Origin of the sequence: Streptomyces boluensis (assembly GCF_009908195.1) — a bacterium.
GTDB lineage: Bacteria > Actinomycetota > Actinomycetes > Streptomycetales > Streptomycetaceae > Streptomyces > Streptomyces boluensis.
This window is the reverse complement of the sequence record NZ_JAAAHS010000268.1, coordinates 1-10,704: the sequence shown is the minus strand read 5'-3', so window position 1 is coordinate 10,704 and position 10,704 is coordinate 1. Positions and strand designations below refer to the sequence as shown.

At 69.9% G+C, this 10,704-nt stretch carries 10 protein-coding genes; 8 read left to right on the top strand and 2 right to left on the bottom strand.

Annotated elements, in window-relative coordinates:
- Positions 1-10 precede the first annotated feature (10 nt).
- The gene (gene ybiA, locus GUY60_RS26815) at positions 11-604 is read right to left on the bottom strand and encodes a riboflavin biosynthesis intermediates N-glycosidase (protein WP_161702295.1); all 594 of its coding nucleotides are present in this window, start codon (positions 602-604) and stop codon (positions 11-13) included.
- Positions 605-782: 178 nt separating this feature from the next.
- Between ybiA and GUY60_RS26810 the strand changes: the two genes are divergently transcribed.
- From GUY60_RS26810 to GUY60_RS26775, 8 genes are all read left to right on the top strand, one after another.
- Positions 783-2,357: a gamma-aminobutyraldehyde dehydrogenase gene (locus GUY60_RS26810; RefSeq protein WP_161702294.1), complete on the top strand. Its 1,575-nt coding sequence runs from the start codon at positions 783-785 to the stop codon at positions 2,355-2,357.
- Positions 2,358-2,486: 129 nt separating this feature from the next.
- Complete coding sequence (locus GUY60_RS26805; protein WP_161702292.1) at positions 2,487-3,737, top strand: polyamine ABC transporter substrate-binding protein; 1,251 nt, start codon at positions 2,487-2,489, stop codon at positions 3,735-3,737.
- Positions 3,738-3,773: 36 nt separating this feature from the next.
- Positions 3,774-4,943 (top strand): ABC transporter ATP-binding protein, encoded by a 1,170-nt coding sequence (locus tag GUY60_RS26800; protein ID WP_161702290.1) that lies wholly within the window; start codon positions 3,774-3,776, stop codon positions 4,941-4,943.
- The gene (locus tag GUY60_RS26795) at positions 4,940-5,869 is read left to right on the top strand and encodes an ABC transporter permease (RefSeq protein ID WP_161702288.1); all 930 of its coding nucleotides are present in this window, start codon (positions 4,940-4,942) and stop codon (positions 5,867-5,869) included. The genes GUY60_RS26800 and GUY60_RS26795 overlap by 4 nt, the downstream gene beginning before the upstream one ends.
- Positions 5,869-6,669 carry an ABC transporter permease gene (locus GUY60_RS26790; RefSeq protein ID WP_161702286.1) on the top strand — a complete coding sequence of 267 codons (801 nt, stop codon included), beginning with the start codon at positions 5,869-5,871 and terminating at the stop codon, positions 6,667-6,669. Before GUY60_RS26795 ends, GUY60_RS26790 begins: the two co-directional genes overlap by 1 nt.
- 43 nt (positions 6,670-6,712) lie before the next feature.
- Positions 6,713-8,137: an NAD(P)/FAD-dependent oxidoreductase gene (locus GUY60_RS26785; RefSeq protein ID WP_161702284.1), complete on the top strand. Its 1,425-nt coding sequence runs from the start codon at positions 6,713-6,715 to the stop codon at positions 8,135-8,137.
- A gap of 110 nt (positions 8,138-8,247) precedes the next feature.
- The gene (locus GUY60_RS26780; RefSeq protein ID WP_161702282.1) at positions 8,248-8,748 is read left to right on the top strand and encodes a hypothetical protein; all 501 of its coding nucleotides are present in this window, start codon (positions 8,248-8,250) and stop codon (positions 8,746-8,748) included.
- Between the two features lie 136 nt (positions 8,749-8,884).
- Positions 8,885-10,021 carry a chitinase gene (locus GUY60_RS26775; protein WP_376771325.1) on the top strand — a complete coding sequence of 379 codons (1,137 nt, stop codon included), beginning with the start codon at positions 8,885-8,887 and terminating at the stop codon, positions 10,019-10,021.
- Here GUY60_RS26775 and GUY60_RS26770 read toward each other — a convergent pair.
- A partial coding sequence (locus tag GUY60_RS26770; protein WP_246235718.1) for a phosphatase PAP2 family protein occupies positions 10,009-10,704 on the bottom strand: 696 nt, incomplete at its 5' end. The genes GUY60_RS26775 and GUY60_RS26770 overlap by 13 nt on opposite strands.

Genomic DNA, 10,704 nt, shown 5'->3' with positions numbered 1-10,704 from the left:
ATCGCGCCCCCTACCCCCGAAGCCGCCCCCGAGCCTCCATCAAGGCGAAGCCCAGCAGGTTCGTGCCGCGCCACTGGGACGGGTGCTCGGCGCGGGGGTCGGTCGCGGTCAGGCCTATGCCCCAGATGCGGTCCCGCGGGCTGGCCTCGACCAGGACGCGGTCGCCCGTGCCCAGGAGGTAGTCGCGCAGCTCGGGGTGGGCGCCGAACTTGTGGACGCTGCCCTCGACCACGATGCCGAACCGCTCGCGTTCCCAGCGGGACTCGTCGAAGCCGCGGACCAGGCGGCCCGCCTTCTTGGCCGCACCCGGCGAGGTCGCCGCCGTCGCCATGCGCTCGGCCTCCGGGTCGTCGAAGAGGCGGGCCTTCGCGGCCATCATCCAGTGCTCCGCCGTGGCGTACTCCACACCGTCCACCGTGAACGGCGACTGCCACCACTGGCTGAGGCAACTCGCCCCGATCTGGCCGTCCTTGCGTGGCGTGTGCCCCCAGAAGTGCAGGAACTTCACCCGCTCCCCGCGGTCGATGCGCCGGGCCAGCGCCGTGATCGGATCGATGGTCGTGTTGTCGTCGACGGTCGTTGCGTCGATGTTCCCCTCGGACATGCATGCGAGTCTTCCAGGAGCCACTGACAATCCGTCCTTGGATGTTCCGGGTAACTGGACACCTGGTCGACCGATTCCGTCGCGTAACCAAAAGGCAACAACGGAATCCCTTGGCGAAGTGTCCCTGCTCTGTCAGGATCGGCACTCAATTCGAGCTGGAGCTACGGAAGAGCGCGTGATGGGCAACAGCAGCAACAGCGAAACGACCCCCCTCCAGAACCCCCTTCAGGACCCTCTCCAGACCCGCTTCCCCGCGCAGGAACGCCTCGCGGACGGCGCGCAGTACATCGCGGGGCGGCTGCGCCCCGGCACCTCAGGCAACAGGCACTCCGTCGTCGACCCGGCGACGGGCGCGGAGGTGTACGACTACGAACTGGCCGGCGCCACCGACGTCGACGCCGCGGTGGCCGCCGCCGCGGACGCCTTCCCCGGCTGGGCCGGTGCCACCCCCGGCGAGCGCTCCGACGCCATGCACCGCTTCGCGGCCGTACTGGGCGAGCGGGCCGAGGAGTTCGCGCAGGCCGAGTCGTTGCAGTGCGGCAAGCCGATCAAGCTGAGCCGCGAGTTCGACGTACCGGGCAGCGTGGACAACACGGCGTTCTTCGCGGGCGCCGCCCGGCACCTGGCGGGGCAGTCCGCGGGGGAGTACTCCGCCGACCACACCTCGTACGTACGGCGTGAGCCCATCGGCGTCGTCGGCTCCATCGCGCCCTGGAACTACCCGCTCCAGATGGCCGCCTGGAAGGTGCTCCCCGCCATCGCCGCGGGCAACACGATCGTCCTGAAGCCCGCCGAGCTCACCCCGCTGACCTCGCTTCTCTTCGCCGAGGCCGCCACAGCGGCGGGCATCCCGGACGGTGTCGTCAACATCGTCACGGGCGCCGGGCGGGACGCCGGTGAGCACCTGGTCGGGCACCCCGATGTCGCGATGACCTCGTTCACCGGGTCCACCGCCGTCGGCAAGCGCGTCGCCGAGATCGCCACGAGCACCGTGAAGCGGCTGCATCTGGAACTCGGCGGCAAGGCCCCGTTCGTGGTCTTCGACGACGCCGACCTGGAGGCCGCGGTGCACGGCGCGGTCGCCGGTGCGCTGATCAACACCGGCCAGGACTGCACCGCCGCGACCCGCGCGTATGTCCAGCGCCCGCTCTACGACGCCTTCGTGAGCGGGGTCGCCGACCTCATGGAGACCGTGCGGCTCGGTGACCCCTTCGACACGTCCACCGACCTCGGCCCGCTGATCTCGCACGCCCAGCGCGACCGCGTCGCCGCCGTCGTCGAGCGGGCCCGCGGCTACGCCCGGATCGTCACCGGCGGCGAGGCCCCGAAGAACGACGGCCTCGGCGAGGGCGCGTACTACCGGCCGACGCTCGTCGCCGACGCCGCGCAGCACAGCGAGATCGTGCAGGCGGAGATCTTCGGCCCGGTGCTCGTGGTGCTGCCCTTCGACTCCGACGAGGAGGGCATCCGGCTCGCCAACGACACCCCCTACGGGCTCGCCGCCTCCGCCTGGACCCGCGACGTGTTCCGGGCCGGGCTCGCGACCCGCGCCATCAAGGCGGGCTGCGTGTGGGTCAACGACCACATCCCGATCCTCAGCGAGATGCCGCACGGCGGCTACAAGGCGTCCGGCTTCGGCAAGGACATGTCGGCGTACTCCTTCGAGGAGTACACGCAGATCAAGCACGTCATGTACGACAACACCGCGGTGGCGAGGAAGGACTGGCACCGCACCGTCTTCGGGGACCGATAGCGACGACGGGCCGGCCGGCACCGTCGGCCGGTCCTCGCACCAAGGCCGACCGACCACCGGCCGCCTCCCGTCAGCACGCCCCCGGCCAGGGGGCTCCCGCAAGGGTCATCCCGAAAGGGCAGCACGCGTATGCAGCAGTACGAGCCCGACCTTCCGAACTCCGTCCAACTGGCCGCCATGCGCCGCGCGTTCAAGAACCGCAGGCCCGTCGTCGGCCGCCGGTCGCTGCTGCGCGCCGGTGGCGCGGGCGCGCTCGGTGTCGGCGGTCTCGGCGTCCTCTCCGGCTGCGGCATCCCGCCCGCCGCCCGGAGCGAGGGCGGCGGCGCATCCGAGGACCACTCGGACCAGGAGAAGCGCGTCAACTTCTCCAACTGGACCGAGTACATGGACGTCGACGACAAGGACAAGAACCGCCGTCCGACCCTCGAGGCGTTCACGCGACGGACCGGTATCAAGGTCAAGTACGCCGAGGACGTCAACGACAACAACGAGTTCTTCGGCAAGATCAAACCGCAGCTCGCGGCCGGCCAGGACACCGGGCGCGACCTGATCTGCGTCACCGACTGGCTCGCCGCCCGGCTCATCCGCTTCGGCTGGGCGCAGAAGCTCGACCCGGCCAACCTGCCGAACGCGTACGCCAATCTGGCCCCGCAGTTCCGCGACGTGGAGTGGGACCCGGGCCGGGCCTACACCTACCCGTGGGCCGGTATCTCCGTGGTCGTCGCGTACAACATCAAGGCGACCGGCGGCCGTGAGGTCACCTCGCTCTCGCAGCTGCTCGACGACCCCAAGCTCAAGGGGAAGGTCGGCATCCTCTCCGAGATGCGCGACTCCATGGGCATGGTCATGCTCGACATGGGCAAGGACCCGTCGAAGTTCACCACGGACGACTTCGACGCGGCCGCCGCACGGCTCCAGAAGGCCGTCGACAAGCGGCAGATCCGCCGCTTCACCGGCAACGACTACACCGCCGACCTGACCAAGGGCGACCTCGCGGCCTGCCTCGCCTGGGCCGGAGACGTCGTACAGCTCCAGGCCGACAACCCGGACGTCAGGTTCCACATCCCTGACAGCGGCTACATCACCGGGACCGATGTGCTGCTCGTCCCCAACAAGGCGCGGCACAAGGAGAACGCGGAGCGGCTCATCGACCACTACTACCAGCCGAAGGTCGCAGCCGAGCTCGCCGCGTGGATCAACTACGTGTGCCCGGTCGCCGGAGTGAAGGAGGAGCTCGCGAAGATCTCCGAGGAGGCCGCGAACGACCCGCTGATCGTCCCGGACAAGGAGATGGCCGAGAAGTCGAACAGCTTCCGCGCGCTCACTCCCAAGGAAGAGACCGCGTACGAGGCCAAGTTCGCCCAGCTCACCGGCGCGTAAGCGTCCCCCCGGCCCTTCGACTCCCCGGTAGGAACCATGACTGACGACACGACGCGCGGCGATGTCCGCCTCACCGGCATCGGCAAGACCTACGGCTCCTTCACCGCCGTGCACCCCCTCGACCTGACCATCCCCGAAGGCTCGTTCTTCGCGCTCCTCGGCGCCTCCGGCTGTGGCAAGACCACAACTCTGCGCATGATCGCGGGACTTGAGGAGCCCACCAGCGGCACCGTGCACCTCGGCGCCCAGGACGTCACCGCGCTGCCCCCGTACAAGCGCCCGGTGAACACCGTCTTCCAGTCGTACGCGCTCTTTCCGCACCTCGACATCCACGAGAACGTCGCCTTCGGTCTGCGCCGGCGCGGCATCAAGTCGGTGAAGAAGCAGGTCGGCGAGATGCTCGACCTGGTGCAGCTCGGCGACAAGGCGAAGCACAAGCCGCACCAGCTCTCCGGCGGCCAGCAGCAGCGCGTCGCCGTGGCCCGCGCGCTGATCAACCACCCGCGCGTGCTGCTCCTCGACGAGCCGCTCGGCGCCCTCGACCTCAAGCTGCGCCGCCAGATGCAGCTGGAGCTGAAGCGCATCCAGACCGAGGTCGGCATCACCTTCGTGCACGTCACCCACGACCAGGAGGAGGCCATGACCATGGCCGACCAGGTCGCGGTGATGAACGCGGGCCGGGTCGAGCAACTGGGCGCCCCCGCCGACCTGTACGAGAACCCCGGCACCACGTTCGTGGCGAACTTCCTCGGCACCTCCAACCTCATCGAGGCGGAGATCGCCGGGCAGGACGGCGACACCCTCACCCTCAAGGCGGGCGACGGCAAGCTGGTCCTGCCGGCCGCGCGATGTTCCGCCCCGACCTCCACCGGCGGCAAGGTGCTCGTCGGTATCCGCCCGGAGAAGATCTCGCTCGCGCACGCCGACGACGCGGGGGAGATTCCGACGGGCCGCAACCGCCTCACCGGCCGGGTGACCGCCACCAGCTTCATCGGCGTCTCCACCCAGTACGTCATCGACTCCCCGGTCTGCGCGGGCCTGGAGGTGTACGTGCAGAACGTCGAGCGTGACGGGCGGCTCGCCCCCGGCGCCGAGGTCGTCCTGCACTGGAACCCCGAGCACACCTTCGGCCTCGACGCGGCTCAGGCCATCGACGCGGGCGTCGAGACGGTGGAGACGGACGCCAAGGAAGAGGCGACGTCATGACGACGCTCACCGAGGCGCCGCCCGCCGCCCCCGCACCGCAGACGCCGGCGAAAGCACCCCGCAGACGCGGCCGCCTCACGCCGTACTGGCTGCTGCTGCCCGGCATCCTGTGGCTGCTCGTGTTCTTCGCGCTGCCGATGCTCTACCAGGCCTCGACCTCGGTGCAGACCGGGTCCCTCGAGGCCGGGTACAAGGTCACCTGGCACTTCGCCACGTACTGGGACGCGCTCGCCGAGTACTGGCCGCAGTTCCTCACGTCGATCCTGTACGCGGGCCTGGCGACCCTCTTCTGCCTGCTGCTCGGCTACCCGCTGGCGTATCTGATCGCGTTCCGCGCGGGCCGCTGGCGCAACCTCGTACTGATCCTGGTGATCGCGCCGTTCTTCACCAGCTTCCTGATCCGCACGCTCGCCTGGAAGACGATCCTCGCGGACGGCGGCCCGGTCGTCGGCGTCCTCAACTCGCTGCACGTCTTGGACGTGACGAGCTGGCTCGGCATGACCGAGGGCGACCGGATCCTGGCCACCCCGCTCGCGGTGGTCTGCGGACTCACGTACAACTTCCTGCCGTTCATGATCCTGCCGCTCTACACCTCGCTCGAGCGGATCGATCCGCGCCTGCACGAGGCTGCCGGTGACCTGTACGCCAGGCCCGCCACCACCTTCCGGCGGATCACGTTCCCGCTGTCGATGCCGGGTGTGGTCTCCGGCACGCTGCTCACCTTCATCCCGGCAAGCGGTGACTACGTCAACGCCCAACTGCTCGGCTCCACCAGCGAGAAGATGGTCGGCAACGTCATCCAGTCGCAGTTCCTCACCGTCCTCGATTACCCGACGGCGGCCGCGCTCTCCTTCATCCTCATGGCGGCGATCCTCCTGATGGTCACCTTCTACATCCGCAAGTCCGGGACGGAGGACCTGGTCTGATGCCAGTGCTGCTCTGGATACGGCGCCATCTCGTCGTCCTCGCGGGCCTGTTGACGCTCGGCTTCCTGATCCTGCCGAACCTCGTCGTCCTGGTCTTCTCCTTCAACAAGCCGAAGGGCCGCTTCAACTACGCCTGGCAGGAGTTCGACACCCACGCCTGGCAGGACCCGTGCGGCGTCGCCGACCTGTGCGGTTCGCTCTCGCTCTCCCTGCAGCTCGCGCTGTGGGCGACGCTCGGCGCGACCGCGCTCGGCACGATGATCGCCTTCGCCCTGGTCCGCTACCGCTTCCGGGCGCGCGGCGCGATCAACTCGCTGATCTTCCTGCCGATGGCGATGCCCGAGGTCGTCATGGCCGCCTCGCTGCTCACGCTCTTCCTCAACATGGGCGCGCAGCTGGGCTTCTGGACCATCCTCATCGCGCACATCATGTTCTGCCTGAGCTTCGTCGTGACGGCGGTCAAGGCCCGCGTGATGTCGATGGACCCGCGCCTGGAGGAGGCGGCCCGCGACCTGTACGCGGGGCCCGTGCAGACCTTCGTACGGGTGACGCTGCCGATCGCCGCGCCGGGTATCGCGGCGGGCGCGCTGCTGGCCTTCGCGCTCTCCTTCGACGATTTCATCATCACCAACTTCAACGCCGGCTCGACCGTGACCTTCCCGATGTTCGTCTGGGGCTCGGCGCAGCGCGGCACCCCCGTGCAGATCAATGTCATCGGTTCGGCGATGTTCGCCGTGGCCGTGATCTGCGTCCTGGCCGGGATGCTCCTCGGCAACCGGCGCAAGAAACAGTCCGTGTAAGTCGCGCGGGCGATTCATGTAGTTCTCAAGGGAGTTGGAAGCCATGGCCCCAGGTGCCATGAGCAGTGCAGAAGTCCTGGACACCCTCGCGGGCGTCAAGCCGGTCCCGTACTGGCTCGACGACCCCGCGAGGCCGGCCGCTGAGCCCGCCCTCACCGGCGGCGAGCGGTGCGACCTCCTCGTGGTCGGCGGCGGGTACAGCGGTCTGTGGACCGCCCTGATCGCCAAGGAACGCGACCCCGACCGCGAGGTCGTCCTGATCGAGGCGCAGGAGGCGGCCTGGGCCGCCTCCGGCCGTAACGGCGGCTTCTGCGCCGCCTCGCTCACCCACGGCTTCGGCAACGGCCTGGCCCGCTGGCCCGGCGAGCTGGCGAAGCTGGAGGAGCTCGGCGCCCGCAACCTCGACGAGATCGAGGCGGCGCTCGACCGTCACGGCATCGACTGCGCCTTCGAGCGCACCGGCGAGATCGACGTGGCCACCGCGCCGCACCAGGTCGAGGAACTCACGGAGATGTACGGCGAGATGAGCCGCCTCGGTCTCGCCGACGGCGTCGAACTCCTCGACGCGGACGCGGTGCGCGAGCAGGTCGACTCGCCGACCTTCCACGGCGGCCTGCACGACCGGGCGGGCGTCGCGATGCTCGACCCGGCCAAGTTGGCCTGGGGTCTCAAGGCCGCCTGCCTGCGGCTCGGCGTCCGCGTGTACGAGAACACCCCGGCCACCGACCTCGTCGCGCACGGCGCGGGCATGGCCGTGCGCACCCCGTACGGCCGGATCCTGGCCCGCCGGGTCGCGCTCGCCACGAACGTCTTCCCGTCCCTGGTCAAGCGCGTCCGCCCGCTCACGGTCCCGGTCTACGACTACGTCCTGACCACCGAACCGCTCACCCCGGACCAGCTCGCCGCGATCGGCTGGAAGAACCGGCAGGGCCTGGGCGACGCGGCCAACCAGTTCCACTACTTCCGGCTCACCGCCGACCAGCGCATCCTCTGGGGCGGCTACGACGCGATCTACCCGTACGGAGGGAAGCTCGACTCCGCGCTCGACCACAGGCCCGAGACGTACGCGAAGCTCGCGAGCCACTTCTTCGACTGCTTCCCGCAGTTGGCCGGTCTGCGCTTCAGCCACGCCTGGGGCGGCGCCATTGACACGTGTTCCCGGTTCTCGGCGTTCTTCGGTACGGCGCATAAGGGGCGGGTGGCGTACGCGGCCGGGTACACCGGGCTCGGGGTGGGCGCCACGCGGTTCGGCGCGGACGTGATGCTCGACCTGCTCGCGGGCGAGCGCACCGAGCGGACCTCCCTGGAGATGGTCCGTACGAAGCCGCTGCCGTTCCCGCCCGAGCCCTTCGCCTGGGCCGGGATCGGCCTGACCAAGTGGTCCCTCGCCCGCGCCGACGACCGCGACGGGCACCGGAATCTGTGGCTGCGGACCATGGACCGGATGGGCCTCGGCTTCGACAGCTGAGGCTCCGCCGAGCTTTTATCAACAATTTTTCAGAACCCGCGTAATGGCGGCGGCTCGACGGCCTCTCTCTCGTGACACGCATCGTGCGTCAACGAAAGGGAGGCCCTGCCATGACTGGTACGGGGGCGAAGTCGGCAGTGGAGTGGCTGGTCTCGGTGGCACCGAACCCCGAGGCCTGCCGCTGGGAGTGGGAGCGCAACCCGCTGGGGGTCGCGCTGCTTCCGGCGGGCAAGCTCTGGGATGTGCTGATCCTGCCGGGGGAGCTCGGCTATCCGACCCTCGACGTGCTGAATCGTTGCATCGACCGCCCAGGACCCGTGCTCGCCGACTTCGGCGACGCCCGGATGGGCTTCTTCGTGCCCGCGGGCACGGTGAGCAGCTGGATCGGTACGGGGGTGCGCGGCGCGGGACAGGGCACCTGGATCGTCGTGCCGTACCCGGGCCGGGCCACCGGCGGCGTGCGCTGGCTGGTCCCGCCGGACGGCTCGGGCACCCTCAACGACCCCGCGCTCCTTGAACTCGCCATGCACGAGGCGGCGGCCCAACTGGCCAGGGGCAGCAAGCACGGTGGCCCCAGAGGCGAGGGCGAGCGGGGGGACGGACCACGGTGAACGGACAGCGGTGAACTACCGGGCTACAACGCCGACTTGAGAGCCCGGCCGCTGCCAGAGGTCTTGACAACTTGATTGGTCTGGACCAAATTGACGGCGCTCCACCTCTCCAATTCCCCCCTGTACGGAGGCAGTTGTGGACCGCACCCGATCCCGCGTACGCACCGGGCTGCTCGCCGTGTTCGCGGCCCTGGCCCTGGCCACGGCAGGAGTGATGACGACACCGGACGCCCGCGCGGCCGACGCCGGGCCCACCGCGCTGCCCGCGCACGCCCTCGTCGGCTATCTGCACTCCAGTTTCGCCAACGGCTCCGGCTACACCCGGCTCGCCGACGTACCGGACAGCTGGGACGTCATCGACCTCGCCTTCGGCGAACCCACCTCGCCCACCTCGGGCGACATCCGCTTCTCGCTCTGTCCGCGGAGCGAGTGCCCGAACGTCGAGAGCGAGGCGGAGTTCAAGGCCGCGATCAAGGCCAAGCAGGCGGCCGGCAAGAAGGTGCTCATCTCCATCGGCGGCCAGAACGGCCAGGTCCAGCTGACCACCGCCGCGGCCCGCGACACCTTCGTCTCCTCGGTCTCCGCGATCATCGACACCTACGGCCTGGACGGCCTGGACATCGACTTCGAGGGCCACTCCCTCTCGCTTGACGCCGACGACACGGACTTCAAGAACCCGAAGACCCCGCAGATCGTCCACCTGATCTCGGCGGTGAAGACCCTCAAGGCCAAGTACGGCGCCGGCTTCACGCTCACGATGGCCCCGGAGACCTTCTTCGTCCAGCTCGGCCACCAGTACTACGGCACCGGCAAGTGGGGCGGCCAGGACCCGCGCGCGGGCGCGTACCTGCCGGTCATCCACGCCCTGCGGGACGAGCTGACGCTGCTGCACGTCCAGGACTACAACTCCGGGCCGATCATGGGGCTCGACGGCCAGTACCACTCGATGGGCGGCGCCGACTTCCACATCGCGATGACCGACATGCTGCTCACCGGCTTCCCGGTGGCGGGCGACGCGAACAACGTCTTCCCCGCACTGCCGCCGGAGAAGGTCGCCATCGGCATGCCCGCCTCCACCAACGCGGGCAACGGCCATGTCCCGACGGCCGAGGTGAACAAGACCCTCGACTGCCTCACCAAGGGCACCGACTGCGGCTCGTACAAGCCGCACGGCACCTGGCCGGCGCTGCGCGGCCTGATGACCTGGTCGATCAACTGGGACCGGCACAACAACGAGGAGTTCTCGAAGAACTTCGACGCCTACTTCGGCTGAGCGTCGTCCTCGGCGGGATGCTCCGGTACGCCCCGACGCACCGCGAGCACCATGGCGATGAGCAGCATCCCGCCGAGGAACCAGCTCGCGACCACGTCGAGCGGCCAGTGGTAGCCCCGCCGCACCAGCCCGAACCCGACGGCGGCCACCAACAGGGCGGTCCCCACGAGGAGTTCGCGGCGCAGATACGCGGAGCGAAGGTACGGCAGCAGGAGCAGTGCGGCGGCCCCGTACGCGACGGCGGCCGTGGCCGAGTGGCCGGAGGGGTAGAAGCCGCCGGACCCGTCCAGGCCGTTCATGCCCGGCGGTCCCGGCCGGGCGAACAGTGCCTTGAGCGGGGCGACCAGGAGCGGCACCGCGGCAAGGGCGAGGACGGCGGCGAGCGGGGCGAGCCACCAGCGCGGTTCCCCCTCTCGGCGGCCACGGAGCGCGGCGTACCCGGCGGCGAGCGCGAGGACGGCGGGGGCGACGGCCAGACCGCCCAGGTCGGCGAGGAGTTCAGCGGCTCCGGCGGGGAAGCGGCTGTGGCGTACGGCGTCCGCGAGCCGTTCGTCGGCGCGGCGCAGCGGCCCGGAGGCGGCGACCTGCCAGCTGATGAGGGCGAACGCGAGGGCCGCGAGGGCCAGAAGAGAGGACGGCCGCCCCGGAACAGGGGGGGTGGTTCCGGGGCGGCCGTGCGGACC